Here is a 26,079-nt window from a genome sequence, read left to right on the forward strand (position 1 = left end):
GTTATAAGGTTTTAGGTTATCCTTTTAAAATCTTAATGGCATCTGCAACAATCGCAGGGTTGAGTTGATTCAGGTTCTGCTGATTGGATACCGAGTTCTGAATGGAAATCCCGCTGGCATGCGTGGCCATTTGATAAAGCATACTCATGGCCTGTGCCGGAGACTCACCGAGCACGGTAACATTGGTCTGCGTAACTGCATCTGTAGTCTGGTTGTTTACTGTGTCTGCCATATTTTTCGTTTAAATGGTTATTTAGTTTTAGTTTTTTTTGACACTCTCTAAGATTTCTCTCATCTCAATTCCATCTTTTGTTTTATATTGCGATTGGAATCGTAAGTAAGTAGTTACTTTCTCTCTTTTGTCTGATACAAATTTCATAAACTAAAACAACTCATCGTTAAGGGAAAAAACTGATTTTTGAAAATCAGGGAATTCTCCCAAAAGTGAAATGACAATTAAAATACTAAAACGGCATCCCTTTGTTAAACCCCACTGTTATCAGTAATTTCAACCATAAAGCAATTCCGGAAACATTCAAAAAACTTTAATTATTGGCAGTTAATATTCTTTTAATTTTTTATTTTCTTTTTTTTCGTAAGTTCACTCTGTAAAAATTTCTTTACCCTTCAGCTTACGATTGACTATTGACGAGATATGCATTACAAATTAAAATACCAGTTTTTATTCGTTTTACCAGGCATCCTGTTGTGTATGAACTGCTCTACTCCAAAGAATCTGGTCAACTATTCCAGAAGTTATATAGAAGTAGGAAAAGTGATGGATTCGGTTCAGCTGCCTTATATTGTTGATCTGTCTAAGCATAACAAACATTTGATCGCCGCAGGTGTTTCTCATACGTACGATGATAACAATCCACAAGTAGCCGCCCTGAAAAAACTATATCTTAATTTCAAACCCGATATTATCATCAATGAGGGTGGACAGATTACCAAAACATTTGGAACTGAAAAAGAAGCCATAGAACAAAATGGAGAAACAGGACTGGTAAAATACCTGAGTGATCTTGATCATAAGCCTTTAATAAATGGAGATATTGAGGATTCTCTGGAGTTCAGGGTGATGTTGAAAAAATACCCAAAAGATGATCTTTTTCTCTATTATATCATGGAACGCCTTGTGATTCCGCATCTGAATGGTGCTTATGGCAATAAACCGTTTCAGGAGTTGTATGCAAAAGCCGTTCAGAAATGGTTTATCAAGGAAGGATTTCCAGTTGATAAAGACCTTCAGGATTTTGAAGGATTTAAAAAATTATACCAAGCCAAAATCGGGCATCCTTTGGAACTAAGCCTAAATCCAGACATTGAACTTTTTGATTATGTAAATCCTGACTGTACTTATTGTGCAATAGGGAGAAATTCTAAAATGTTACGTGATTCTGTATTATTAGGAAAAATTAATTCCGAACTGCAAACCCATGACAAGGTAATGGTCGTATTTGGTCATGGTCATATTCTGGCCATTGAACCGGCTCTAAAAAAGATGGTAAAGAAATGGTAGACTTTACAATCTAGTTATTGTTTTTATCATACTCTTTAAAATCCTTCAAAAGCCCATTCGGGAAATATCGTCAACACCGCGGGAAATGCAGGTACTTATAATCATAAGGCATCCTTATACCTTTGCTTTGTAATTTAAATACCTAAGCAAATGAAAATAAACAGATTAAAATCAAGTTGGCTGACACTGGCTGCTATACCACTTATCCTTGCATCGTGTAATGATAATGATGACAACCCAATGGAAAATGGAATGCCATCAACCATAACAGTTGAAAATATACTGGATTCAAAACCTTTGGTAGAATCAGGTATTTTCAAAAATAATGGTGCCTCTCCTGTAATTATGCCCGGAGAATCCATTTCTTTTCAGTTTTCGGCAGCTAAGGGACAGGCATTAAGCTTTGCCACTATGTACGGCTGGTCCAATGATCTTTTCTTTGCACCGGAAAATCCGGGAATCAAATTATACCAGGACAACGGTACTCCTATTGAAGGTGACGTTTCTTCCCAGATCAAATTATGGGATAACGGAACAAGAATCAACCAAGTACCGGGAGCTACGGTAATGCACCCAGGAACAGCTGAGACTACTCCTCAAAATATTACAGAAGTATCCGGAACTGATGCGCAAGGCCATCCTTATGCAGCAGCATCTTCTTTAATGAAAACTTCTTTGCATTACGATGGTAATTCAACATTTACAGTAACCATAACCAATACATCCGGCAATACTACCAATCCGACCCCTTTCAGCCCTGGAGTTTGGGCCATTTCCTATATTGCAGGGGGAAATCTTCTGGATCCTGCTCCTCTGTATAAAAAAGGAACCCCTTCTATGAACGGCCTGACAAAAATTGCTGAAGCCGGTGACACTACAGATCTCGGAAATTATATCAAAGGACAAACCGGAATCTTTACTCCACTTTCCCCAATACTCGTCGTAGTTTACAATGGAATAGACAATCCATTATACAAAACCGGGGAAAATGACAGAGGACAGGGATTAAAAGAACTGGCACAAAAAGGAGATGCCAGTGTTTTAGCAGGGTATTTAAAGAATGTACCAGGGGTAAAACAAGTCTATGTTCTTCCTGCGGCAGGTTCAACGGTGCTATTGCCTAAAATCGCAGGACAGTCCGGAGGAAAAGTTTCCCAACAGCTGAATGTAGCATCTGGTGATAAAATTGCAGTGGCCACGATGTATGGATTTTCCAATGACTGGTTCTTTGCAACTAAAGGAAGCGGTGTAGATGCCACACAAAAAGGAGATATTTCATCTTCAATCGCATTGTATGATAATGGAACAGCACTCAACCAGTTTCCTGGTGCCGGAATCACACAATTCAATTTAGCAGGTACTCCACTGACGGAAAGTAAACCGATACAGGAGGTTCCAAATCCTAATTCATTTACTACATTACCTTCTATCACCAATATGATTAAGGTAACCCTACAATAACATTAGCTCATAACTCAAAAATAGAATCAATATCAATTGGACACCTCATCAGTGTCCAATTTTGCCCCATATAAAAATAATTTAACGTGAAAAATCCAATACAATACTTCATATACTCAGGTACATTGGCTTTATTGCTCTTTTTTGTTCTCTCCTCTTTTACTGCTCAGAAACAGCAAATGAAAATGGCAACACAGGAAACAACACCCTACGTTATTCCTCAAAAGTCTGAAGATATAAGCCCATTATTAATCGGAGAAAAAATTCCTGTAGCCACTTTGTTGGACGCTACCGGAAAGAGTTTCGATCTTAATGCCGCAATCGCTCAAAAACCTACCATTCTGATATTTTACAGAGGAGGCTGGTGCCCTTACTGTTCAAAACAGCTTTCAGGATTACAGGACATCGTACCTGACCTGGAAAAAACAGGATATCAGATCATCGCGATCAGTACCGATCAGCCTGATGAGCTTATGCAGTCCGCGAATAAAGAAAAATTAAGTTACACCCTTTTGTCAGATGCCGATCTCAAAGTTTCAAAACAAATGGGTATTGCCTTTAAAGCTCCAAAAGGCTATTGGGAGATGCTTCTGAAAACAACAGGAGGAAAAAATATTGATTTACTATTACCTGTTCCTTCGGTATTTATTTTAGATAAAAAAGGAACTATTCATTTTGAATACATTAATCCTGATTTTAAACAAAGACTCCAGCCAGACTTATTAAAATCAGTGGCTCAAAATATAATAAACAATTTATAATTACAACGACAATGACCTATACAAACAAAAAAATACGCTTTTTATTAAACCTTATGGTTTTATTATTTGCTGTAAACTTTATGACAGCACAACAAAAGGCAAGTAAAAACAGTACTCCTACAGAGGAAATTAATTTCAGAAACAGCAGCTGGAAGGAAGTAACTGCTGAGGCAAAGAAAAGCGGAAAAACTATTTTCGTTGATGCATACACCAGTTGGTGTGGTCCTTGCAAGCTATTAAAACAAACTACTTTTAAGGATAAAATGGCAGCCACTTACTTTAACAAAAGCTTCATTAATTATACCGTTGACATGGAAAAAGGGGAAGGTATTCAGCTGGCAAAGGACTGGAAGGTCAATTCATATCCTTCTCTGTTGTTTTTCAATTCTGACGGCAAAATGGTGCTCAAACAAATCGGGTATGTAGATGGTAAGAGGCTTACCGAACTGGGGAAAGAAGCACTTGCCAAAAAATAATTAATTTTAAAGTAGCGAACACTGCTTATTTAATAAAAAGCCAGTATAATACATCAAAAAAGTATGATCCGGAAATACGAAGACAAGTCTACCCTCGCCCGTTTTATTATGCATATTAATAATGAGGAATTAAAGGGTATCGGGTTACGAAACGGCTCGCCTGTACCTATAAACACTTTTGTATATAACAAAGGGGAGGCACAATCTGTAACGATAGATGAAATAGAATATACGATGCCCGAAGGCTGCATATTACCTCTGGTGGCAAGCCTCCATTTTGTTTTTGAACATCCGGATCAATTGATTGCATGGCAGTTTAACCGCGAATTCTACTGTATTGTCGATCATGATACAGAAGTAGGTTGTGTTGGGTTTCTGTTTTATGGGATCCAGCATCCGATGTTTATCAAACTGAGCGAAGCAGAGAAAAAAGCCATGTTCCAACTCGAAAAACTATTTCATGATGAATGGAAATCCAGCGATAATTTCCAGGGAGAAATGCTGCGTACCCTCCTTAAACAGCTCATTATAAAAACGACCCGTATTGCCAAGCAGCAAAACGATAGCTATCAACAGTTTTCTGATGAGAAAATGGATATGGTAAGAAAATTCATGTTGGTTCTGGAAGGAAACTTCAAACAGGAGCATGGGGTGAATTTTTATGCAGCGGCCCTTAATAAATCGCCAAAGACCCTGAGTAATATTTTTGCTATTCTAAAACAACCCGCCCCTTCTAAAGTGATCCAAAGCAGAATCATTCTGGAAGCAAAACGATATCTTCATTATACCGATAAGTCGGTAAAAGAAATAGCCTATGAGCTGGGATTCGAAAGTTCAGCCCACTTCAGCCGTTTCTTCAAAATGTATTCCGGTGCTAATGCCTCAGAATTCAGAAATTCATAAAATTCATCCCGATTCGGGGACTTCTTGACAATCAGTTATCGCCTTCTACGAGGGCGAATACGAATTATATCTCTACCAAGACAAAAGCAAACCTATTCTATCCATTATCTTGATACCGGATTGACAAAGATTTTATTTTCAAAATTCTGTAAACACCTGAATTATGTCCAAGTACGGTGAAATACAACACCTGAAAACACGCTCTTTTAGTTGATAAACATAGGGTTACATAACACCCTAGCACACTTAAATTAATATTTTATTAAAAAATAGAATTTAACATATTGTATATAAGAAAATCTTGTTATTTTTACCAAATAAACAAAATATTAGGATTAATTAATATAAACAACATGGTCGTTACTAATAAAAGAAAAGTCGTTCTTAAAATGAGAATTCTTATGGCATTATTGATTATTGATGTTTTCCTGGTCATTGCAGGATACATCCTGGAGTCTTTCATAGGAGAAGATATCGAATGGGCCCTATTAACTGTTTCCACAGTTCTATTTGGATTGATTTTAACCAATATCATTCGTTTAAGAGTTTTTCATTTTGAAAATACCGGAGCTGTTTTTTCAATCAAATATTATCACCCAATAAAAAGGGGTGTCATTTTTCCTCATATCGACTATCCGGTGAACAGATTACGCGCTTTTAAAATTGAAGAGTCTTTAATGGCAAAAAAAATAGTCATTGAAGTTAATAGCCAACAAAAAGAAACTCCGCTTCGTATTAAAGTAAAAGCATCCAACATCAGCGATAAAGATTACCACAGAATGATAAAATCATTTACATAAATTTCCTTAAACTCCTTTTAATATTGCACAAATAGAGATTTGAAAATTTATTTCGATCTCTTTTTTTGTTGTCTTTAATGACAAGTACATTTTTCTTATTTCGTTGAACCTAATTTCTTCGGCTAATCCATTCGTATTTCTACGGAAAGTTCTATTTGGTTATTTCTACTCTAAGATCCGTGATTTTTTGTTTGTTACTTTGAATCATTCAATCATCATAAAATTGAAATAACAGGATCTGAAAACCTGTTTAATAAATCAAATAACCAAAAAACAAAAACCATGGACACCATTGAAATCATCAAAACCGGAGTGGGTTTTAACGACCCTTTTGAACCTATTGTTTCAGACCTGAAAGGTGAAGCAAAAGAATCTTATTCTATTGAAGTATCAGGCCAGGGACAACTTACCGGGCTTTCTTACACGATACCTGCACATACAGAAGGAAGAATTACGGCTACCCTTCAGATATCAGCTTTATCCAGTCAGGATGTAAAAGACCTTAATGATCTGGCAATAGGAATGCTAAATGCATCTTATAAAGAAGAGGTAAAAGAATACGAAAAAACTTCAGCCAGTGCAAACCTATCCGTTTGGACCTGGTTTTTCGGAGGCGGTGGAGCTTCTGCTTCGTATGAAAAAACGAAAAACACCATGAAGTCCAAAGGCCTTACTGAAGGGCAAATCACTACCTTAATGAATGCGTTTCTTGAAAAAGCAAAAAATATGTCATCCGTGAAAATTGACTTTTACGTTAATAATTCTGCGAATGACTATTCTGTATCGGGTGACCTTTATTTATACACCGTTTCGGGATCGATCAGCACAGAAAAAGGTACATCCCAATACCGTATGTTAGCGGATCAGGCTTCGGCAGGCGGTCCTCCTCCATCTGGCGGTGGGGCTCCTTCTTCAGGAACTATTAAATTGAACTAACACTCTTTGCAGTGAAGATCATTAAATCCCGGAATTGCTTTTTTTGATGCTGTTCCGGGTTTTAATAATGAATATGATATATTAATTATCCTGTTGCTCCCTCTAAAAACCAAAATCATGAAACTAAGTAACGAAGACCTGGCCCTTCACGATGTAATGGCCCAAAAATTACCCGAACTTATTGAAGAATACTTCAAAAGACCTGAAATCACTTCTGTTGGCGTTTCCCTGAAAACCGTTAATGATGAATTAACCAATAAGCTAAGCTATACCTTTGGCGTAAAAAAGAAACTCCCTATATCAAAAGTATCCCATCCTATTCCAGCCACCATTTTAGGATATCCCACAGATGTTATTGAACTTGAAGTTCAACCTAATACTTTAGCTGAGCCTAACCCTGTCATCGAAGCGACCCGTAATGAAAAAACAGATCCCCTGATCGGAGGAATCAGTATTTCAGCAAATGGCGGACTGATGCATGGTGGAAAAGAAGTAAGAGGAAACGGTACTTTAGGGGTAATGGTCAATAAAAAGAATGATGACAACCCTTATATGATGACCTGTGCCCATGTATTGGTGGGTACGACTACGAAACTTGATTCGGATGTATGTCAACAGTCAAAGTGGGAAACCACTTTTGAATACTGCCATGACTGTGCTGCTTTAAAGAGCTATTACCATGAGAACGTTTATTTTCAAAGAGGTTCATCAACAATCAATGCATGGCTGGACTGTGCGATTGCAAGAAAAGGCTGGTTTAGAAATGCTACGATAGGAAAAGTATATGGTGTGGCAAGTGTTATCAGTGGATTTGCGGTAATTAACGCTTCCATTATCGGCGAAGAAGTTCGTAAAAGTGGAATCACTACAGATATTACAGTTGGAGAGATAACCAGTATTACCACCTCTCTGAGACTTGATAATTTTGATGGCACAGAGGTCATTGGTAATAATCTCACGATGATAAGAGCCAGATCAGGGCGTTTTTCCAATTCCGGTGATTCAGGATCTGCTATTTTTACTACCAACGGTTCTTTACTGGTAGGCATACTGGGGGGCTCAACAGCTTCTGCTGATCTTACCTTTGCTTCTCCTGCTGACGCTATTTTAAGCAAATGGTCAGACTTGACTTTCTAGAAACAAAATCCTTTTCAATTATATCATTTATACATCGAAGGTGGGCTTTAAGGCTCACCTTTTTTTATTTCAAAATATAGATCTCCGTACCCATACGATCCATAAGGGTAAACCCTTAATTTTTAAAAATAGACATTTTCCCTCTATCCCATTCTGAATTTTACAGTCAACTTTGATACAGTAAAACTCATAACAGAATAACTCCAAATTAAATATTTATCGTATGCTACAAACTCAATCTACTACCAAGAAGAAAAAAAAATATCGGAGGTCCAATTACCAGCTTTTGACCACTCCGACCACAATACCAATAGTAACACCAACACTTACGACATCTGCAGTAACAACAACAATATCTACGGTAACGACACCTGTACAAAAAGTACTCATACAACCGGGATATGCAACAGGAGATATGTTTGGAATTGCTGCCGCTTTAATTGATGATCCTAATCTTCACGTAGTGATCTCTACTGGTAATGGCAGTGTTCTTGATCCTACAGACAAAGGAGGTGCTATTCAGCTGTTTTATTTAGACTCGGGAATCCCACAAAGCAGAATACACCTTGTACCCATTGATGATATTCGCGGGCCTTTAAAAGCTCCCCTAAGAGCAAAAGCCAGAGAAATCCAGCCAACCGGCAAGACAGCAGGAGTCAATCATGGAACGAATTATGTTGCTGAACACTTTTCAGATGAAATGCGTGGAAGGATAAGAAGCGCATGGAATGTAAATGATTCCAAGGACAATGAAATAAAAGCATGGCTCCTCGAAAAACACATCCCGTTAGCAGGTACTAATCTTCTTGTTTTATGGTCCCGGTTTAGCGGAAAAAAAGGAGATATCCATTTGGAACATGACTCCAGCTATGCCGGTATAAAAAGAATAGCCAGTGAAGCTGCTCCCCATTATGATGCTGTAATCATAGCCGGAGACAAAGGATATAAAATTGAAAATGCCGGAAAATATTCTCAGATCGCTGATTCCATCAATGAAGAACTTGGAACGTTAAAAGTCTTCAATCTTACTGAATTCTGGAACGACCGAACGGATGCATTACTGTTATGGGGAGGGAATACCCGCTTTGGACAATTTAAAATTTATGATTATTTCCAACGAAACTTTTTACATGTAAGACATTTGGGATTCAGAAGCGGAAATCTGGAAGCTATGGCGATGCTCGGCTATAATGTAAGATATATGGAGGAACCCCATAGTGAAGGAGGTACCAGAATGGAAAGCTGGCATGAACACGAGCATGGTAGAACAAAGAAAAGTGGAAAAGCAACAGGATATGAGCGTTTACTAGTGGCGGAACCTCCAACGAGATCCGGCAAATATCTTCAACGTCAACGAATTGCCCATCCTGATCGTAAAGATGAACTCAGAAGACCGGACTGGGCTCCGGCTTTACGAGTAAGTAGCAGCCAGAAACCGGCAGATATCAGTACATCAGATTACATCAAAGGATTCAGTGATGCAGACCTACGCATAATTTTCAATTACCTGCAGCTGCCTGTCACCCTATAGTCCTCTTCAGTTCCAGAATAACAACTTAAAACCAACAATCATGAAATTAACCAACGAAGAAGCGGCCTTACACGATAAAATGGCTGAAAAACTCCCAGAACTAATTGAAGAATACTTCCAAAGACCTGAAATAACCTCTTTAGGAGTCGCGCTGAAAACCATTAATAATAGCCTCACCCAAACGCTGAGCTATACTTTTGGAGTGAAAAAGAAACTTGCCTTGTCAGAGGTCACCCACCCTATTCCATCTGCTATATTTGGATGCCCAACAGATGTCATCGAACTTGAAATAGATCAAGAACCTTTATCAAGCGATGATGTTACAGAAGTGACAACCCGCAATGAAAAAACAGATCCTTTAATAGGCGGAATAAGTATCTCAGCCAACGGCACCCTAAAAAAGAGAGGTAAAGAAGTTGCAAGCAGCGGCACTTTGGGTGTCATGGTACATAAAAGAACAGATGATAAACCATACATGATGACGTGTGCCCATGTTCTGGTAGGAAGCAGCACCAGGCTGGATTCGGATGTTTGTCAGCAATCCAAATGGAGAACTACTTTAAACTACTGTCACGACTGTGCGACCCTCAAAGACTATTACTATGAAAATGTACTTGTACCAAGGGATTTCAAAACCATCAATGTCTGGCTGGACTGCGCAATTGCCAGAAAAGGCGAGCATAGAAATGCAACCATAGGAAAAGTATTTGGTGTGGATGAGATTATCGAAGGCTTTGCAACTATTGATGCCTTCATAATTGGTGAGAAAGTTCGTAAAAGTGGTATTACGAGTGACATTACTACCGGCAATATCACCAGTATCACCAGCACCTTAAAACTGCCGGATTTTGATGGAAATACAGTCTTCGCTAATAATCTGATCATGATACAAGGGGAAGACGGACTCTTTTCAAGATCAGGAGATTCCGGATCTGCAATTTTCACTACAGAAAACCCACGGTTAGTAGGTATATTGGGTGGAGCTACCCTTAGCGGCAGTCCTACCTATGCATCTGCAGCAGACGCTATTTTAAGTAAATGGCCCGACTTAAGCTTTTAGAAGAACCTAAGATCTGATAAAAATATTCATAATTTATTTTATTAAAAAACAGTGCCCTGGATTTTTCCAGGGCACTGTTTGCATCTAATGACGGAGAAGTAAAACTACCTGAGTCTTTGGATATCTCATAGCGACGGATAACCTGACTACTGATATGATCGACACTTTAAACAATATTTAACTATTTGTTAAATAATAATTATTACATCTTTCCATCACTCATGAATAGTAAAAAATCCCATATATTATTGTTAAAAGAAAAATTAATTAAAAATTTTAATCAATTTTTGGCATCATTTTTTAATACTGACTTATAATTTATCACCAGGACGAAAAAAATAAACTATGAGAGTAAACGGCAAACACTATAATATAGGTATGTCTAAACAGGAGGTGTTGGAAGACAATGGTATTGGGGAAAACTCGTATTCAGCCAATACATGGTATTATATTATCAGAAAAAAATTTCTGGCAGGAAAAGAGGTTTTATTTATAGAATTTGAAGAAGGGGTTGCTGTCCACTTTTATATCCGATATGTCTACCGGAATATTAAAAACAGTCTTCAGGGTAAATTATAAAGAAGCAATTTACAACAGTAACAGCTCTGATTATATCTTCTTATTCCACAACAGCTCGACCTGAATCGTCCATTTTTTGTTCGGGTAATTCTTTCCGTCTTCTCCAGAAAAAATATGCGACAATCACCGTAGCAATGGGCAAGGCAATTCCAAATTCATCAATATAGTAATTGGTATTTCCTTTGTCCACTGTAAGAGGAGTAAGTATAGACTGGATAAAAAGATTATGACTGGCATGCATAATAGCACCTGTCCAGAGGCTTCCTGACTTTAACCGTAACCATGTAAAAATAAAGCAACTCGCAAATATCATTACTGTAAAACAGGTAAGTGCTAACCACTTGGGGCCTCCAGTATTATAATTGGAAAAAAGCAATAGAGGATAATGATAAAAAGACCAGATGAGCCCCATCCACAGGGAGGTACCAGTATATGAATTGATCTTAGCCAACTGGGGCGTTAGAAGTCCCCGCCAGCCTATTTCTTCCCCTAAAGCAGATCCTACAGAACGAACCATTCCAAAACTACTCATCAGGAGGATATACAACACAAGCGTTGCCCCATCAGACAAATCCCATCCCATTCCCTTTCCAACTTCTGTTATAAATTCATGATTGTAAAAACCTCCGACACCACTGATCCAAATGACAATATAAGGAAGTAATGAATACAGGAGCGGAATACTATATGCCAATAACTGGTACTTAGTAAGACCCCATTTCCAGCCCAAAGAAGAAATAGGAATCCCTCTTAGCCGGCAGGTAAGCAAAGCAGCAATAGCAGGACACCACATCACAATGGTAGCATAAGAGATCACTCCTCCACCCAGCTTTCCGGTATGGATGCACATATAATAAACAGGCAGACAGAAAAGAAGTGTTAACCCCAAATAGGTGGCAATATTCTTTCTGATCTCAGGTTTAGAGATTAAGGTATTTTCCATATAAAGATTTTATTATTGGTGGAGTTAACAATATTTAAAAGTTAACCTCATTAAAATTACACTTATTTTCCACATACGTACCCATATCCTTAAATTACACTCTCCGCTTGATAACATATCAATTTTTAGTCCCTAAAAAGGCGTAAATTAGCTTCAAAATTAAGTAATCCTATTATTGAGACCCCTTGCTATGTCAAAGCTGAGAACCCTAAGAGAGCAGAAAAACTTAACCCAGGAAGAACTATCTGAGAAATCTAATATTTCCGTAAGAACTATTCAGCGGATAGAATCAGGAACAGAACCTAAAGGGCATACGCTGAGATCTCTGGCTCAAGCACTGGAAATACAGGAGAACTTATTACAAAGCAAACCTGTAATCACTGAAGCCGATCATACAAGAGAAGAAATAAAGATCAACACAATTGACCTTAATTATTCCCTCATCAAAATCATCAACCTTTCTTCACTCCTATTTATTATAGTTCCACCCTTCAACATTCTGGCTCCCATTTTTCTCATGTTCATTTTGAAACAAAGGAACAATATTGTTAAACAGATTATTTCCGTACAGATGGTATGGACCGTTATCGCACCTATTCTATTTATGCTGGGAATCTTTTTGAAAGTGGGAAGACAGTTTACACTGATCATTATGATACTCCTAGTATTGTCCAACGTATTCATCATTCTTCGTAACGCAGCTGAAATTGACCGGAAAAAGAAACTTTACTACAGGCTGAATTTCAACATGATATAATCCTGTCAGGATCATTGTCGTGTTTTTGTCAGGTCCATTTTCACTAACAAAACAGATAAAAGTTCAATCTTTGTCAAAAAAATAACAATGGCAAAGTACATTCAATCTATCCTCTTTTTAGTGATCACTTTCTTAAGTACCTTATACGCTCAATCTGGAAAAGCAGCTGATCTTCATAATGCAGGGATGTCTTCAGATGAGTCGATCTTTATAAATGATCAGACCCTTGAAAACTGGTTGAAGGAAAATAAAATTCCAACAGTTGGCATTGGAATTATTGAAAATTGGGAATTGAAACAGATAAAGGTTTTTGGTGAAATACAAAAAGGAATTAAAGCACCCCGCAATACCTATTTCAATGTTGCTTCCCTTACCAAACCTGTAACAGCAATGGTTGCTTTACGCTTAATAAGCCTAGGGAAATGGAAACTGGATGAACCCCTTGATCAGTATTGGATAGATCCGGATCTTGTCAATGATCTGAGATATAAAAAACTGACCACCCGAATAATCCTAAGCCACCAAACTGGTTTTCCCAACTGGAGATGGATGAATACTGATAAGAAATTAAGCTTTCAGTTTGATCCGGGAACAAAATACCAATACTCAGGAGAAGGTTTTGAATATCTACGGAAAGCTTTAGAAAAGAAGTTTAAAAAACCTTTGGAACAACTTGCCCGGGAATTGATTTTTCAGCCACTCAAAATGAATGATACCAATTATATCTGGGATCAAAATACAGATGAATCAAGATTTGCCATTGGATATAATAATGGAGGGCAGCCTTATCCAACAGAAAAAAGGGAAACAGCCAATGCTGCAGATGATCTGCATACTACTGTAGAAGATTACGGAAATTTCTTGATCAGTACGATGAAAGGAAAAGGCCTTGAACCTGAAGTTTTTCAGGAAATGATCAAAAAACAGGTAAAAACAAAGGAAAATAAATACTTTGGATTAGGTTTTGAAATCTATGATCTGGGAAATGGTAATTATGCTTTATCCCATGGTGGCAGCGACCAGGGAACACAATGTCTTGCATTTATACTACCCCAATCCAGAAAGGGAATCTTGATATTTACCAATGTCGATAATGGATATAAAATATTTGAAAAACTAATCGCTCACTACTTAGGAGAAGATGGGAAGAAAATTGTTGAAATAGAAACAGGCAGATCGAAGGTGGACTAAAATCTGAGGTTATTAAAAAAGTTTTAAGAAGATGAGGTTTATTTTTTAACGCAAAGATTTATAATCATTCTACCTGGTTTAAAGGAGCAAATAATGCAATGAAGTCGTTAAAGAAGCTTATGGGTAATGCATTCGTTTAATAAAATCAATGAAATTGATTAAAATCTTTGCTGTCTTAAAATAAGCGTTATCAAACTTATTCTTTGCGTTAAAAATAATAGGTTGCTATAGGATATGTTATGATATCTAATAATCTTTTTTAGAATACACTTAAATCATATTGTTTTACAAAGTCTAAGATCATATGATATCCGGCCAGTGAATTTCCATGCTTATCTAAAGCAGGACTGAAAACACCGATACCCATTTTTCCGGGAACACTAACCGCTATTCCTCCTCCAACACCAGACTTGCTTGGAAGCCCCACAGTTCTTGAATACTCCCCACTGAATTCATACATTCCGGCAGTCAGCATTTGGGATTCTACCAGCTTTGCCATATCTGTATTTTTATAAGTAGCATCTCCATCGAAACGGGTACACTGATTCGCGAAAAAGTAACCAATTTTAGCCAGATCTTCGGCGGTAACCTCAATGGAGCATTGTTTGAAATAATTATCCAGCTGGTCTTCATTTCCGGAAATCAATCCGTTATTTTTCATCAGATAGAACATTCCACGGTTACGGTTTCCGGTTGCTTTTTCAGATTCATAAACGGATTTATTGTAATCGAGGGCTGGATTTTTAGTAATATATCTTACCATATCCAAAATTTTCAAAAACGGCTTTTCACCTTCTCCGGAAATTAAAGAAGTTGTGAGAATTGCCCCGGCATTCATCATCGGATTTAGGGGCTTACCTGTTGTTTCAAGACTGGAAAAATAATTAAAAGGTTTGTCGGTTCCGAAATATCCCATTTTTTCAAAAACACTTCCCTCTCCTTTTTCACTTACTGCAACCATTAAAGCAACAATTTTAGAAATACTCTGCATGGTAAATTTCTTGCTCACATCACCCACATTAAAGACTTTCCCATTTTTGTCAACGACGGAAAAAGCAATCGCTTTGGCATCCATTTTCCCTAATTCAGGAATATAATCCGCTACTTTACCCTGTGTGTAATAGGTTCTGTTTTTTTCTAAAATACCATTTAAACTTTTTTCTGAAACCGTTGAAATATTCACCGTTTTCTGAGCATAGATCACTGTGCTTAAAGAGAGAAAAACTGCAATACAATTTTTTTTTGCAGAAAGTAAAAAAATATTTTTCTTCATAGAAGTATTTTCGGCTCACATCTTATCATCAGCCTCAGGAGCAAATATAAAGCATTTCAACTTTTATTCGAAAGCCATTCAGAAAATATCCATAACAAATGGATAAAAAAAACTCAAAAACATAGGAAATCAGATACTATAACAGGGATTCAGAAAGATTGCAGGGCTACTACGTATTTCTACTCACAGCAATAATTGGTCATTTATACTCTACAAAAGATGTCCTGTTCTTTGTTACTTTGAAATAGCAATTAAATGTTATAAAGCTAAAAAATGACCTGGGTAGGCAATCAAAAAAACAACCTGCCTACTGTTAAGATAGTAAAAACTAAACATAACCAACAAAAAAACATTCGATATGGAAACTGCAAATGAAAATGTCAACGTAAATTCATCCGGCCTTCTTCAGCTGGGTGGCGGAGCTCAGTTCTGGGTGTATCTATCCCCTCAGAACAACACAGCTAAAATGATTTCAAAATGGCGTGTAACCTTCTCACAGGGCACCTGGAGTGATACAATTTCAAGTGATGATCCAACAAAACAAATTCACACCCCTAATCTGTCCGGAATTTTTAATATCAGTGTGGAATTATTAAGCGGATCAACCGGTACATGGCGCCAAATCCCGCCACAACAGGGAAGCTACAATGAAATAGGCTGTAATTCCAATTGTGCATCTATGGTAGGTATCGTTGCGGACAGTACCAATCCGCCTCCTGGCGCTATTAATGCTCATTTCTGGACAACATGGGATGCCATGTGTAAGACTTATTAGAACAGAAAAGATTAAAAAAATATATCCTTACTTTTTAATTGTCAACCGTATTTTTTGTAGAATGCAGATCCATTTTATACTTAAAAATACAGTTGGCAGTTGTTTTTGGATCAGGCTCTTATTATTAAGCTTCTATTTTACTTTTTCTAAAAGATAGAGTTTTGCTCCTGAAAATGCCAGTTTAGGCATTAGATTACCTTCCAGAACCATTGTTTTATTATTAACATCAATTACTGTAATATAATTATTGGAATTATATTCAATATAATTTTCTTTTTCTTTTGTAATAGGATTTTTCCCAAATTCCAAAGAATACTTTACCCAGTCTTCCTTTTCAGAACTGCAGTGTACCGGTTGAAATTTAGATTTTTTAGCTTTGAAAATAATCTGATCATAACTATCTGCACAGTCGGAAGTAAATGAGCTTTCCGGATTCTGATCTTTTGAAAAGTCTTCGAAAGAACCTTTATAAGCCCCAACCACTTTCCATGTTCCATCCAGACGGTCTTCATCTATTTTCCCTTTTGCTTTACTTACGGCCCAGCTGATGCCATTAACCGTTCCTTTTACAGCTTTATATCCTACCGTAGCAACTCCAGTCACTACTTTGGTTGCAGTTCTTACCACACAAGAGTTAAGCACAAGAAGCGCAGAAACCAGAAATACTATTTTTTTCATATCATCAATTATTGCTTATCGCAAGCAAAGATAATATTTTAAAAGACCATTTTGAGAATTTTATGATTATTGCAAAATAATACAAAACCAAAAAGAACAGGAATCTTATAAAAAACAGATCCGTGAAGAATAGGTATTTAATTCCTATGAAAGTTTGTCCTTACCGAGACCTAATTTATTAATAAGCGGATTGGCATACATCGCGAGAAAATGTTCTTTTAAAACCACATCAGACTGATCGATGCGTTGTTCCAGCCTGCGCACAAACAATTGTTTCTCTTTTTCCGTATACTGTTCAGCATATCGATTGGTATTATTTAACAAGTCATAAGCGATAAATTTGGTAGGCCAAAGTTTATAATTCTGTATAATTGATTCGTCGATGACCTGTGCAATAGCCTGTAACTGCTTATTTTTATTTTCAAACTGAGCTCCAATGTCATCCAATTCTTTATTAAGAACAGTTCCTGCGTGCAGATGTATCCTTTTCTTTTGCCCTAACACCCCGCTTAGCATGGTCATAAAGTCTTCATCCTTCCCTTTCACATACACCTCATCCCTGTGTTTTGCCAGAAGTTGAGGCATTTTCAGAGCATCTGTCGGATCGTATTCATAGGAAATGGATATCGGAACAATATTCAGGGTTTTAAAATAATCCGTTATCGACAAATCTCCGGCAGCCATTGCAAGCATTTTTAAAACGCCTTGTTGCGTAGCATCATTTCCATCTTTTGTCCTTCCTTCCCGCTGGGCAATCCAGACAGACCGGTTTTCATGATGTAAGAGTTCGGAAATATATTCTGACATTGTTTGAGAGCTTTTCAGCTGTTCACGAAGTGGTAATCCGCGCTGCACCAAAAAATTACGATTCAGTTTCGCAAGTACATTCAGGAATTTTTTCTGAACAAGATTATCACCAATGGCAGAAGAAGTCATCACATATCCTTTTTCAAGCAACACCAGATTAAGCAGTGATGTATCCAAGACAATATCCCTGTGATTGGACATGAACAGGTAAGGTGTATTTTTATCTAACTGATCAAATCCAGAGGTCGTTAAACCCTCAGAGCTCTTTGCAAGGATCTGACGAACCGTATGGGAGATAAAATTCTGCTGAAAATCACTTATAGTGTGTATATTTTTAAATTGTTCCAGCCAGACCTGATCATCCGTATCAGGAAAGGTAAAACTCATCAGTGCTTTCATCATGGGATCACGGGCTACATTATGTAATGCTTCATGAACTTCATTATCATAATATGGCCTGATTTCATCGAACTTTGACATGCAATTATTTAAAAATTAAAACTATTTGCAAAAGAACAAAAATTTTATTGAAGCTGCCTTACAATGTTTGTTAAAGTGTATCGATAAGATCAAATCCTCATCTCAAAAATCCTCTCATTATGCTTCCAGACCAACTACAGGAGCTGGTTTATACAAATATTTTTTCAATTTCCTGATAGGCAAATAGGTAAACAATGCAGAAAGCAAACCTGCAAGAACCCCAACGAGAATGGCCATTGCTGTGGCATTCAGCTTATAATATTTTGAAAAGTTGTATTGTGCGAAAAACAGCATGGAAAGAACTAACAAACCAGTAATCAGCCCGCTCCAAATACTTAACCGCGTCATTAATTTTTTTATATTAAGCTGCTCGTCTACCACAAATTCAATGGTTCCTTCATCCGCAGCCACCGTAACTCTTTTAATAATATCGATGGTCAGCACCACCGGAAGTAATGTTGCCATTGGCAAAGTGAGCCGCGCCAGATTTTGGGTTCCTGCAAAAAAATGGGTATATCCAAGATCTCTAAAACTTGCATACGCAATAATAAAATTCAGAAACATATTGGGAAGGACATAATAAAGCATCCGCTTTGTTAAAAAGCGTTTAAGGGTAGTTTTCTTTTTTATTTTCTTAGATGGATCGGACTTCATATTTAATTCTGTAAAGATACAGTAAGTAATTCAAGGGCTTTATCTTTAATCTCGGAAGCTTTCTGCCTGGACAGGAAATCCTCATTCGACATGAGTGTAAAATCCATTTGCCGGTTATAAGTCGTGGTTACCAAAGTATTGGAATTCAACCATGGAAAAGCAACAGTAGGACTTATTATCGTTTCCAGCTCAAAATTCCGGTAATTGTTTGGAATATCAATCCTCCCCATATTAGACAAGGTGATATCATGTCCTCCATTACTTGATTTTAGCATGCTGATCATTCGTTCAACAATCGGATGCATCTGCTCACCCATCCATAAAAGTTCGCGCGCTTCTATTTTGTCTATTTTCTCAAGAAGTTCTTTTTTAATATGCCCTGCCTGATCAAAGAGATCCTGTTTGTCTTTTTTTAAAGAAAGCTCCACCGTAGGCGCAAAAGCAAATACATGGTCTTGCTTAATTTCCGGAATAAAATGACGGACATCTACAGGGCTGATCACCTTTCTTTTGGCCTGTGCGCCCTGTATGTCCTGAAATGCCTGCATAAATGAAGCACACAACAGGGAATGTACAGAAACACCATGAGCTTTACACTGATCTGTAATATGTGCAGTGGTTTCCGGATTCAGCTTCCAGTGAATGACATAGTTTTTTCCAAGATTTCTTTTCCTGCTTTTTCGCTGCATTAAAAAAAAGAATCTGGCCATAAGCAGATAAAACCTTGCTTTACGCACCTTTTTTTTCGCATTAAAATCTACAGGAAGAAAATCGTCAACTGAACTGAACGCCTGATAAGAATCCAGCTCTAAAGCAGGATCATCCAACAGACTGAGCAGCTCCCGCATTAAGGTTACAAGTGAAGTCCCATCACAAATACAGTGAGGAAGCACCCAAAGGATCTCAGAAACATCGTCTCCTTTCACCCATACCAACTGTGCCAGCGGTTTTTTATGATCTTCAAACAATCGGAACCATTCTTTTTCGGATTCCGAAAGCCAATCTTCATCGGTTTGCCGCTGAACTATACGAAGCGGAATAGCTCCCATTTCTTTCTCTTCTATAAAAAAAGGATACTTTTCAGTATCGATATCAATCCTGGATCTGAGTAAAAAATGCTTCTGCTGAATTTTTTCTAAGGCAACTTTAAAGTTTTCTTCCTGAATCGTTCCCTTAATTTTTGCGGTAAATACACAGTTTAATGGCGTCTTGGAATCAACATACATGATTCTTTCCACCATCATTAGTTTTCGTTTCATCATGATACTGCTATATATTCCATTTTTTGTTTAATAGACTCAACGATTTCTTCACGAATAGCCAATGCCTCTGAATACTTTAAATATCCTTCGCTGCCAATGAACGCAAAATCCATTTCTCCATTGAATGTCGACACCACAAATCCAGTAGTTTGGCCTAAAGGACCCAGTGCTGAAGGACTAAAAACAGTATCCACCGTAAATTTACTATAGTCACGGGGAACCTGAATAAGTCCCAGATTGGAAAGCATACAATCGTTGGTCGACTTTCCATTCCTTAATATATTGGTGAAACTATCCAGCGCATAATGCCACGACTCGATTACCATCATCTTTGTGTAAGGATCTAGTTTCGCCGTTTTACGTTTTACGGTCTTTTGCATCAGACGGACGTTATCAATAAAACTCTTTTTTTCATTAATAGAAACTTCGACCATCAATCCGAACGCAAAAATATGATCCTGCTTGATTTGGGTTGTAAGACGGCGGATATCGACCGGACAACAAATTTTATTCAAAGCCGTTTTTCCTCTTATTTTTTTAAATGCCTTAAGAACGATTGCGCACAAAAAAGTATTAACCGTAAATTCATTAGACTTACAGTAAGAAATAAGCTGCTGTGTGGTTTCTCTATCAAATTTCCAGTGGATCATATAATCTCTCTCCCTCTCCACAGGCTTTTTACCTACAGGAGCATATTTGATTATGGTAGACGCCACCCTTCCTATAAATTTTGCTTTCAGTTTTTGTCTGCGACTGTTTAGAATAGCTGCCGGAACAATATCCTGAAGTCCCAAGATCGGTTTTTCAATACCAATATCAGCTAATGGATTATCCAAGACCTGTAAAAATTCATATAAAAGTGTCATAGCAGAACCACCATCACATAAACAATGGTGAAACGAGAAAAACATATCTGATAATTCTTCTCCTTTGATCCATACAAATCTGATCAGAGGAAGTTTTTTATGATCAAAAGGCATATACCATTCCCTCATAGATTCTTCCTGCCAATCATCCTCTCCTTTTCTCTGGACTTCTCTAATAGGAATTGGCACTACTTGTTCGGGAACTTCAAACCAGGGAATATTTTGTTCATCACGGACCACATGTGCCCCAAGCCATGGATGTTTATTCTGAAGCAGGGCAAGAGCCTGCCGGATCTCTTCCAATGTGAAGTGACCTCTTAATCTGAACGGGATAATACCATTAAAAGCCTCTGTTCCATCTCCTAATATCATACGTTCACCAAATAATAATTTTCTTCTCATGGTTATATTAAAATTAATTTTTGATTCTTATTATATAAAATTTTCCTGCCTATCCAATGATCTGATAAATCAATGATTTTAGCTTAAGGATGATACTGCCGTATATTCTGTTTTCAGGGTAATAGATTGAATTAATTCATCACGGATCGCCAGAGCCTCTGAATGAGGTAAATAGCCTTCGCTACCCATGAAAGAGAAATCCATTTCCCCTCTGTACGTTGAAGCCACCATTGTTGTAGTATTTCCTAAAGGACCAATCACGGAAGGACTAAAAATAGTATCTACTATAAACTGCCTATACTCGTGGGGGATCTGAATACGCCCAAGGTTCGAAAACATACAATCATTGACTGACTTGCCTTTTTTTAACAGCTTTGTGAAATTTTCCAATGCATCATGTCCCGATTCCATCACCATCATGGTCATATATGGATTGAGCCTGGAAGTATCACGGTCTACAGATTCCTGCATCAAAGGTAAATTATCCGAAAAACTCTTTTTTTCGTTGGATGAAATAGTAATCATCAGTCCGAAAGCAAAAATATGATCCTCTTTTATCTGCGTTGCAAACCGCCTAATATCTACCGGACAGGAAACTTTATTGAATGCTGCTGTTCCTCTTACTTTTTTAAACGCCTCAAGTAACGTTGCACTTAAAAAAGTATTAACAGTTACCCCCATTGATTTACAGTAAGAGATCAGTTGCTGAGTAGTTTGCTGATCGAACTTCCAATGGATCAGGTAATCATTTTGCCGGTCAATCGCTTTTTTTCTCATAGGAAAATATTTAATTGCCGTTGCTGCAATCCTTCCTATAAATTTCGCTTTCAACCGTTGTCTGCGGTTCGTTAAAATCGAAGATGGAACTACATCTTCAATTCCCAGTATTGGATTTTCAATACCTATATCTGCAACAGGGTTATCCAATACTTTCAAAAATTCATATAAAAATGCCATTGCAGAACCTCCATCACTTAAGCAATGGTGAAATGCAAAAAGCATATCTGATATTCCTTCACCCCTGATCCATACGAATCGGATCAGGGGAAGATTTTCATGATCAAAGATCGTTTGCCATTCTTTTCTGGACTCTTCCTGCCAGTCATCTTCTCCTTTTCGGGTGACTATCCGTACAGGAATAGGAACAGCCTGTTGAGGGACTTCAAACCAGGGTAAGTTTTTTTCGTCCCGGGTAATGAGTGCCCTTAACCATGGATGCTTTTCCTGAATCCGATTCAGAGCATGCCGGATGTCTTCTTCTTTGAAGTCACCTCTCAGCCTGAAGGCAATAACCGCATTGAAGGGTTCTGTTCCATCCCCCAGCAACATGCGTTCGCCAAATAACAATCTTCTTCTCATAAGTCTAAATGGAAACTACTACTGATTGTTCTTGTTGTACAAAATTTTCTAACAATTCCACAGCCTTATCATTACCCCCAGCTGTAAGGAAGGTGGTTTGAACCTCTTTGGCTGCCATCCGGTATGCCGGATCCTCAAGCAGTTCAAATACTGTTTCGCGAAGCGATTCTATGCGTAATCGTTTGTATCGGATACTTTTCCCACAACCTGCCTGCTCTATAAGTTTTGCAATATGGAAATGATCATAGGCAATAGGTGTAATCAGCATAGGCAATCCATTACGGAATGTATCATTAACTGTATTAAACCCTCCATGACAGATCACCATATCCATATGAGGCATTAGAGCTGACTGGGGTACAAAACTGTTGACGATAAAATTAGAAGGCCATTCTTCAAAGATATCCGGTGGAGTTGCCGCAACAATCGTTACAGGCTGATCCGCAAATGCAGCAATGATCTTTTCAAAGAAAGCTTTTCGGATATCTACTAATAATGTTCCTAATGATACAAATATTTTAGGTGTTGTAGAGGCATGCAAACGGTCCCAATCAAAAGGAACATCGTTTGGACGTCCCTTTACAGGACCTACAAATTTCATATGTGAAGGAACGGTTTCAAAACCGGCAAAAGCCTGTGATGTAAACACAAGATTCAATTTATGAGAGTGGATAAAAATACCCTCATCATCAATCCCTACTTCTTTCTGAAGGTCTTTGATCAGATTCTGTTGCCATTCAAATATTTTAGGGGCACTTTTCTCCGTATCTCCCATTACATCAGGAGGGACGGGTGTGGTCGTTACACAGGGAATATTATGTTTATGAGCAAAAAGCGCTCCTCCAAAACTGATACAGTCATTAACGATAACATCGGGCTTCCAGCTTTCTGTAAGACGGCTTAATCCCGGCATCATCATTTTAGCAAACGGAACATAAGTTTCTTCTAATGCCAGTTTCATCACTTCAGGCCCTGAACATGCAGGTCCGTCATCCTGTCTTTTCAAAATGCGTTTTATCTCATCCTGATAAGGAATAAGCTCTTCTTCAGGATAGAAATAAGACCCTCCTTCCGGAATATGTTCATCAGAAAGCGGGGTAATTCCAAACCATTTAACTTCATGGCCTCTTGCGATCAGACTTACTCCCACGCTTAATGTCGGACTGATATGCCCGAAAAACGGAGGGATAACAAATAAGAATTTTGAACCTTTCTTCACCAGTTGTGTTGCCGTAACAATAGCGTTTTCAAGCAAATTCGCAGCCGTCGCTGTACCTCCTGCATCAATGAAGGACTGACGAAGCTCTTCTGCAGCTACACGATAGTCAGGATTATTTAAGATCTGATGTACGGCTTCTTTTAAATGATTTGATTTAAACCGGTTAAAATTAAGACGTTCACCCGCTCCAGTCCGTACCACTCGTCCTGCTACATGCGACTGATCATAAGCAATCGGAATAACAACCAGCGGCAGACCATTCGAAAGTGTTTCGGATACGGTATTATGTCCTCCATGGCATACGACTCCATCCAGATGAGGTAATAAATCTAACTGGGGAACCTGTTGGTACACCATAAAGTTTTCCGGCCAGTTATCGAAGAGCTGAGGATCTGAAACCACTACAACGGTTAAATCTTCATCTCTGAATGCATCAACAACTTTTTGAAAAAAAGCCTTTTTATGGTCATGATCGAAGGTAGTCCCGATACTTACAAGAATCTTTTTCCCGGTACTGCTATTTAATCTGTCCCAATCAAATTCACATGAAATACGTCGTTCTGAAAGAACAGGACCTGTGAACTGATAATTGGATGGCAGGTCCATTTCACCAAAGAAATCCCTTGAGGTTAAGACCATGGTTAACAGATCCGAAGAAGCCAGGGAATGGTTTTCCGTTATCCCCAATTCTTTTTGAAGTTCAATGATTTTGTTTACTTCCCATTCATGAACCTTTGGCAATTCATCCATCATTTTAATTGCAGCCGGTGCTGTAACGGTGGTACTATAAGGAAGACCTAGTTTTTTTGCCGCAATAGCAGCGGAAAATAGCTGATGGTCACCGATTACAAGATCGGGTTTGAAACTAGTCAGTAACTGAACAATACCATTATAACAATGTCTGTTCAAAGGAATCAGCACATCATCGTAAAGAAATTTAATGCTGTCGATTCCATACACTACTTTTTTAGAAATAATATCGAGATATTGTTCACTTTCCTGTTTTTCTTCATCGGTTTGATCGTACTGAATAAGTAGTAGCTCTCCCCCGACAGGAAGTTTCGTATTTAAATTTTTGTCAAGACTGATCCATGCCACTTCATGCCCTCTTTCCAATAATTCGGCCCCGATACTCAGGGTTGGATTGACATGACCTGTCAATGGCGGAACAACAAATACAAATTTAGCCATGATTTTGTGTTAATGGTTTAGATTTAGATAATGATTGAGATAAAAAATTATTAATAGCCTCTGCGATCTGGGCAGGTTCCTGAATAGGAATATTATGATCTCCGGGAATAAGTTCAAGTTCTGCATTATTAATTTGTGACTGAAGCCATTCGCCAGTAGGTTTACAGTTGGACTGAGCACCATAAAGCAATAGCGTGGAAGTCTCTAAGCCTGTCAAATTAGTTTCTGTAAGGAAATCAGTTTCCCTGATCATATCGGCTTTAATGCTCGTCTGTTCAAATAGGAACTCATACATTCTATGGTTCTTTTCCATTTGCCTTTTCCCCATTTGAACTTTTGTCGTATCTGTAAAATTAGCAACATAATGTTCCAGAAATTCCTTACTGTATTGATCAATAATATCCCGGGTTTTATCATCCCTGGGATCAGGTGCTTCCATTACAACCAGCTGATCTACACGATCAGGAGCTTTCAGTGCCGTTTTCAGAGCAATAAGCCCTCCAAAACTATAACCGACCAGATGTACCTTCTTAAGTTCCAGAAAGTCTATTAATCCCAACAGATCAGAATACATGTTTTCCAGATCATAGCCTTCCAGAACACGTTCGCTCATGCCATGACTTTTTAAATCATACATCACCACATGGTAATGCTGTGCGAGAATAGGGGCAATATTAAAATAGTAAATAGATAGATTACTAAACATCCCATGGATAAGCACCACTGTTTGTTCAGCACCTTTATTGAGTTCCTGAATATGAACTTTCCTATTATTAATTGTAATTATTGGCATTCGTATATATAATTGATGATCATACGGAGATCTAAATTGATCAACTGGTCTAAGTCCATAGAAGATAACCAACCTGTAAAATCAATCTGATCACCAAAATGGGCTTTGATTTTCTCAGAAAAAGAAACGATTTCTATACTATCCATTTCTAAATCTTTGGTAAATGAACTGTCCGGAGTGATATCCATCTCTTCAACAAATTCTTCCCCTATAACTTCAGTAATAAAGCCTTTTAAAAGAGTAAACAGTTCTTCGTGATTCAT

The 26,079-nt window shown here is 37.8% G+C and carries 26 protein-coding genes; 14 read left to right on the plus strand and 12 right to left on the minus strand.

Going from position 1 to position 26,079, the window contains the following annotated elements; all coding sequences use genetic code 11:
• Nucleotides 1-16 precede the first annotated feature (16 nt).
• Nucleotides 17-232 carry a RebB family R body protein gene (locus CEY12_RS07745; RefSeq protein WP_034684366.1) on the minus strand — a complete coding sequence of 72 codons (216 nt, stop codon included), beginning with the start codon at nt 230-232 and terminating at the stop codon, nt 17-19.
• Nucleotides 233-655: 423 nt separating this feature from the next.
• On the opposite strand from CEY12_RS07745, the gene CEY12_RS07750 reads away from it, so the two are divergent.
• The 11 genes from CEY12_RS07750 to CEY12_RS07800 all read left to right on the plus strand — a co-directional run bounded on the left by CEY12_RS07750 (nt 656) and on the right by CEY12_RS07800 (nt 11,166).
• A complete protein-coding gene (locus CEY12_RS07750) occupies nt 656-1,522 on the plus strand; it encodes a hypothetical protein (RefSeq protein WP_157676783.1) in 867 nt (288 codons plus the stop codon).
• Nucleotides 1,523-1,672: 150 nt separating this feature from the next.
• Nucleotides 1,673-2,983 (plus strand): spondin domain-containing protein, encoded by a 1,311-nt coding sequence (locus tag CEY12_RS07755; RefSeq protein WP_089027147.1) that lies wholly within the window; start codon nt 1,673-1,675, stop codon nt 2,981-2,983.
• Between the two features lie 86 nt (nt 2,984-3,069).
• Nucleotides 3,070-3,744, plus strand: a complete 675-nt coding sequence (locus CEY12_RS07760; RefSeq protein ID WP_228409817.1) for a peroxiredoxin-like family protein — start codon at nt 3,070-3,072, stop codon at nt 3,742-3,744.
• An 80-nt stretch (nt 3,745-3,824) separates the two neighbouring features.
• On the plus strand, nt 3,825-4,220 hold the full coding sequence (locus CEY12_RS07765; protein WP_228409818.1) for a thioredoxin family protein: 396 nt from the start codon (nt 3,825-3,827) through the stop codon (nt 4,218-4,220).
• Between the two features lie 63 nt (nt 4,221-4,283).
• A complete protein-coding gene (locus CEY12_RS07770; RefSeq protein ID WP_089027149.1) occupies nt 4,284-5,123 on the plus strand; it encodes a helix-turn-helix domain-containing protein in 840 nt (279 codons plus the stop codon).
• A gap of 401 nt (nt 5,124-5,524) precedes the next feature.
• Nucleotides 5,525-5,923 carry a hypothetical protein gene (locus tag CEY12_RS07775; RefSeq protein ID WP_157676784.1) on the plus strand — a complete coding sequence of 133 codons (399 nt, stop codon included), beginning with the start codon at nt 5,525-5,527 and terminating at the stop codon, nt 5,921-5,923.
• Between the two features lie 282 nt (nt 5,924-6,205).
• Complete coding sequence (locus tag CEY12_RS07780) at nt 6,206-6,859, plus strand: hypothetical protein (RefSeq protein ID WP_089027151.1); 654 nt, start codon at nt 6,206-6,208, stop codon at nt 6,857-6,859.
• Between the two features lie 117 nt (nt 6,860-6,976).
• Nucleotides 6,977-7,996: a hypothetical protein gene (locus tag CEY12_RS07785; protein ID WP_089027152.1), complete on the plus strand. Its 1,020-nt coding sequence runs from the start codon at nt 6,977-6,979 to the stop codon at nt 7,994-7,996.
• A gap of 223 nt (nt 7,997-8,219) precedes the next feature.
• Nucleotides 8,220-9,527, plus strand: coding sequence for a hypothetical protein (locus CEY12_RS07790; protein ID WP_089027153.1), 1,308 nt, complete (start codon nt 8,220-8,222; stop codon nt 9,525-9,527).
• Between the two features lie 40 nt (nt 9,528-9,567).
• Nucleotides 9,568-10,587, plus strand: coding sequence for a hypothetical protein (locus tag CEY12_RS07795; RefSeq protein ID WP_089027154.1), 1,020 nt, complete (start codon nt 9,568-9,570; stop codon nt 10,585-10,587).
• 345 nt (nt 10,588-10,932) lie between these two features.
• Nucleotides 10,933-11,166 carry a hypothetical protein gene (locus CEY12_RS07800; RefSeq protein ID WP_089027155.1) on the plus strand — a complete coding sequence of 78 codons (234 nt, stop codon included), beginning with the start codon at nt 10,933-10,935 and terminating at the stop codon, nt 11,164-11,166.
• Between the two features lie 40 nt (nt 11,167-11,206).
• On the opposite strand, the gene CEY12_RS07805 is transcribed toward CEY12_RS07800, so the two are convergent.
• Nucleotides 11,207-12,109, minus strand: coding sequence for a CPBP family intramembrane glutamic endopeptidase (locus tag CEY12_RS07805; RefSeq protein ID WP_089027156.1), 903 nt, complete (start codon nt 12,107-12,109; stop codon nt 11,207-11,209).
• Between the two features lie 190 nt (nt 12,110-12,299).
• On the opposite strand from CEY12_RS07805, the gene CEY12_RS07810 reads away from it, so the two are divergent.
• Both CEY12_RS07810 and CEY12_RS07815 read left to right on the plus strand, forming a co-directional pair.
• On the plus strand, nt 12,300-12,866 hold the full coding sequence (locus tag CEY12_RS07810) for a helix-turn-helix domain-containing protein (RefSeq protein ID WP_089027157.1): 567 nt from the start codon (nt 12,300-12,302) through the stop codon (nt 12,864-12,866).
• Between the two features lie 87 nt (nt 12,867-12,953).
• Nucleotides 12,954-14,057, plus strand: coding sequence for a serine hydrolase domain-containing protein (locus tag CEY12_RS07815; protein WP_089027158.1), 1,104 nt, complete (start codon nt 12,954-12,956; stop codon nt 14,055-14,057).
• A 259-nt stretch (nt 14,058-14,316) separates the two neighbouring features.
• On the opposite strand, the gene glsA is transcribed toward CEY12_RS07815, so the two are convergent.
• Nucleotides 14,317-15,330: a glutaminase A gene (glsA, locus tag CEY12_RS07820; RefSeq protein ID WP_089027159.1), complete on the minus strand. Its 1,014-nt coding sequence runs from the start codon at nt 15,328-15,330 to the stop codon at nt 14,317-14,319.
• 358 nt (nt 15,331-15,688) lie between these two features.
• Here glsA and CEY12_RS07825 point away from each other — a divergent pair, with 358 nt between their 5' ends.
• Nucleotides 15,689-16,105, plus strand: a complete 417-nt coding sequence (locus CEY12_RS07825) for a hypothetical protein (RefSeq protein ID WP_089027160.1) — start codon at nt 15,689-15,691, stop codon at nt 16,103-16,105.
• Between the two features lie 132 nt (nt 16,106-16,237).
• Here CEY12_RS07825 and CEY12_RS07830 read toward each other — a convergent pair whose 3' ends face one another.
• From CEY12_RS07830 to CEY12_RS07870, 9 genes are all read right to left on the minus strand, one after another.
• A complete protein-coding gene (locus tag CEY12_RS07830; RefSeq protein WP_089027161.1) occupies nt 16,238-16,783 on the minus strand; it encodes a hypothetical protein in 546 nt (181 codons plus the stop codon).
• A gap of 144 nt (nt 16,784-16,927) precedes the next feature.
• A complete protein-coding gene (locus CEY12_RS07835; protein WP_089027162.1) occupies nt 16,928-18,070 on the minus strand; it encodes a 1-acyl-sn-glycerol-3-phosphate acyltransferase in 1,143 nt (380 codons plus the stop codon).
• A 117-nt stretch (nt 18,071-18,187) separates the two neighbouring features.
• The gene (locus CEY12_RS07840; RefSeq protein WP_089027163.1) at nt 18,188-18,724 is read right to left on the minus strand and encodes a hypothetical protein; all 537 of its coding nucleotides are present in this window, start codon (nt 18,722-18,724) and stop codon (nt 18,188-18,190) included.
• 2 nt (nt 18,725-18,726) lie between these two features.
• A complete protein-coding gene (locus tag CEY12_RS07845) occupies nt 18,727-19,986 on the minus strand; it encodes a condensation domain-containing protein (protein WP_089027164.1) in 1,260 nt (419 codons plus the stop codon).
• Nucleotides 19,983-21,254 carry a condensation domain-containing protein gene (locus tag CEY12_RS07850; protein WP_089027165.1) on the minus strand — a complete coding sequence of 424 codons (1,272 nt, stop codon included), beginning with the start codon at nt 21,252-21,254 and terminating at the stop codon, nt 19,983-19,985. Before CEY12_RS07850 ends, CEY12_RS07845 begins: the two co-directional genes overlap by 4 nt.
• Nucleotides 21,255-21,332: 78 nt before the next feature.
• A complete protein-coding gene (locus CEY12_RS07855; RefSeq protein WP_089027166.1) occupies nt 21,333-22,613 on the minus strand; it encodes a condensation domain-containing protein in 1,281 nt (426 codons plus the stop codon).
• 4 nt (nt 22,614-22,617) lie between these two features.
• Nucleotides 22,618-25,023: a glycosyltransferase gene (locus tag CEY12_RS07860; protein WP_089027167.1), complete on the minus strand. Its 2,406-nt coding sequence runs from the start codon at nt 25,021-25,023 to the stop codon at nt 22,618-22,620.
• Nucleotides 25,016-25,816, minus strand: a complete 801-nt coding sequence (locus CEY12_RS07865; RefSeq protein ID WP_089027168.1) for an alpha/beta fold hydrolase — start codon at nt 25,814-25,816, stop codon at nt 25,016-25,018. The genes CEY12_RS07860 and CEY12_RS07865 overlap by 8 nt, the downstream gene beginning before the upstream one ends.
• A complete protein-coding gene (locus CEY12_RS07870) occupies nt 25,807-26,079 on the minus strand; it encodes an acyl carrier protein (protein ID WP_228409819.1) in 273 nt (90 codons plus the stop codon). The genes CEY12_RS07865 and CEY12_RS07870 overlap by 10 nt, the downstream gene beginning before the upstream one ends.

Origin of the sequence: Chryseobacterium sp. T16E-39 (genome assembly GCF_002216065.1) — a bacterium.
In the GTDB taxonomy this organism is placed as follows: Bacteria; Bacteroidota; Bacteroidia; order Flavobacteriales; family Weeksellaceae; genus Chryseobacterium.

Excerpts from the sequence above, each read along its gene's own strand:
- CEY12_RS07745 (WP_034684366.1), bottom strand. The coding sequence starts at position 232 with ATGGCAGACACAGTAAACAACCAGACTACAGATGCAGTTACGCAGACC.
- CEY12_RS07750 (WP_157676783.1), top strand. The coding sequence starts at position 656 with ATGCATTACAAATTAAAATACCAGTTTTTATTCGTTTTACCAGGCATC.
- CEY12_RS07755 (WP_089027147.1), top strand. The coding sequence starts at position 1,673 with ATGAAAATAAACAGATTAAAATCAAGTTGGCTGACACTGGCTGCTATA.
- CEY12_RS07765 (WP_228409818.1), top strand. The coding sequence starts at position 3,825 with ATGACAGCACAACAAAAGGCAAGTAAAAACAGTACTCCTACAGAGGAA.
- CEY12_RS07770 (WP_089027149.1), top strand. The coding sequence starts at position 4,284 with ATGATCCGGAAATACGAAGACAAGTCTACCCTCGCCCGTTTTATTATG.
- CEY12_RS07775 (WP_157676784.1), top strand. The coding sequence starts at position 5,525 with ATGGCATTATTGATTATTGATGTTTTCCTGGTCATTGCAGGATACATC.
- CEY12_RS07780 (WP_089027151.1), top strand. The coding sequence starts at position 6,206 with ATGGACACCATTGAAATCATCAAAACCGGAGTGGGTTTTAACGACCCT.
- CEY12_RS07785 (WP_089027152.1), top strand. The coding sequence starts at position 6,977 with ATGAAACTAAGTAACGAAGACCTGGCCCTTCACGATGTAATGGCCCAA.
- CEY12_RS07790 (WP_089027153.1), top strand. The coding sequence starts at position 8,220 with ATGCTACAAACTCAATCTACTACCAAGAAGAAAAAAAAATATCGGAGG.
- CEY12_RS07795 (WP_089027154.1), top strand. The coding sequence starts at position 9,568 with ATGAAATTAACCAACGAAGAAGCGGCCTTACACGATAAAATGGCTGAA.
- CEY12_RS07800 (WP_089027155.1), top strand. The coding sequence starts at position 10,933 with ATGAGAGTAAACGGCAAACACTATAATATAGGTATGTCTAAACAGGAG.
- CEY12_RS07805 (WP_089027156.1), bottom strand. The coding sequence starts at position 12,109 with ATGGAAAATACCTTAATCTCTAAACCTGAGATCAGAAAGAATATTGCC.
- CEY12_RS07810 (WP_089027157.1), top strand. The coding sequence starts at position 12,300 with ATGTCAAAGCTGAGAACCCTAAGAGAGCAGAAAAACTTAACCCAGGAA.
- CEY12_RS07815 (WP_089027158.1), top strand. The coding sequence starts at position 12,954 with ATGGCAAAGTACATTCAATCTATCCTCTTTTTAGTGATCACTTTCTTA.
- glsA (WP_089027159.1), bottom strand. The coding sequence starts at position 15,330 with ATGAAGAAAAATATTTTTTTACTTTCTGCAAAAAAAAATTGTATTGCA.
- CEY12_RS07825 (WP_089027160.1), top strand. The coding sequence starts at position 15,689 with ATGGAAACTGCAAATGAAAATGTCAACGTAAATTCATCCGGCCTTCTT.
- CEY12_RS07830 (WP_089027161.1), bottom strand. The coding sequence starts at position 16,783 with ATGAAAAAAATAGTATTTCTGGTTTCTGCGCTTCTTGTGCTTAACTCT.
- CEY12_RS07835 (WP_089027162.1), bottom strand. The coding sequence starts at position 18,070 with ATGTCAAAGTTCGATGAAATCAGGCCATATTATGATAATGAAGTTCAT.
- CEY12_RS07840 (WP_089027163.1), bottom strand. The coding sequence starts at position 18,724 with ATGAAGTCCGATCCATCTAAGAAAATAAAAAAGAAAACTACCCTTAAA.
- CEY12_RS07845 (WP_089027164.1), bottom strand. The coding sequence starts at position 19,986 with ATGATGAAACGAAAACTAATGATGGTGGAAAGAATCATGTATGTTGAT.
- CEY12_RS07850 (WP_089027165.1), bottom strand. The coding sequence starts at position 21,254 with ATGAGAAGAAAATTATTATTTGGTGAACGTATGATATTAGGAGATGGA.
- CEY12_RS07855 (WP_089027166.1), bottom strand. The coding sequence starts at position 22,613 with ATGAGAAGAAGATTGTTATTTGGCGAACGCATGTTGCTGGGGGATGGA.
- CEY12_RS07860 (WP_089027167.1), bottom strand. The coding sequence starts at position 25,023 with ATGGCTAAATTTGTATTTGTTGTTCCGCCATTGACAGGTCATGTCAAT.
- CEY12_RS07865 (WP_089027168.1), bottom strand. The coding sequence starts at position 25,816 with ATGCCAATAATTACAATTAATAATAGGAAAGTTCATATTCAGGAACTC.
- CEY12_RS07870 (WP_228409819.1), bottom strand. The coding sequence starts at position 26,079 with ATGAATCACGAAGAACTGTTTACTCTTTTAAAAGGCTTTATTACTGAA.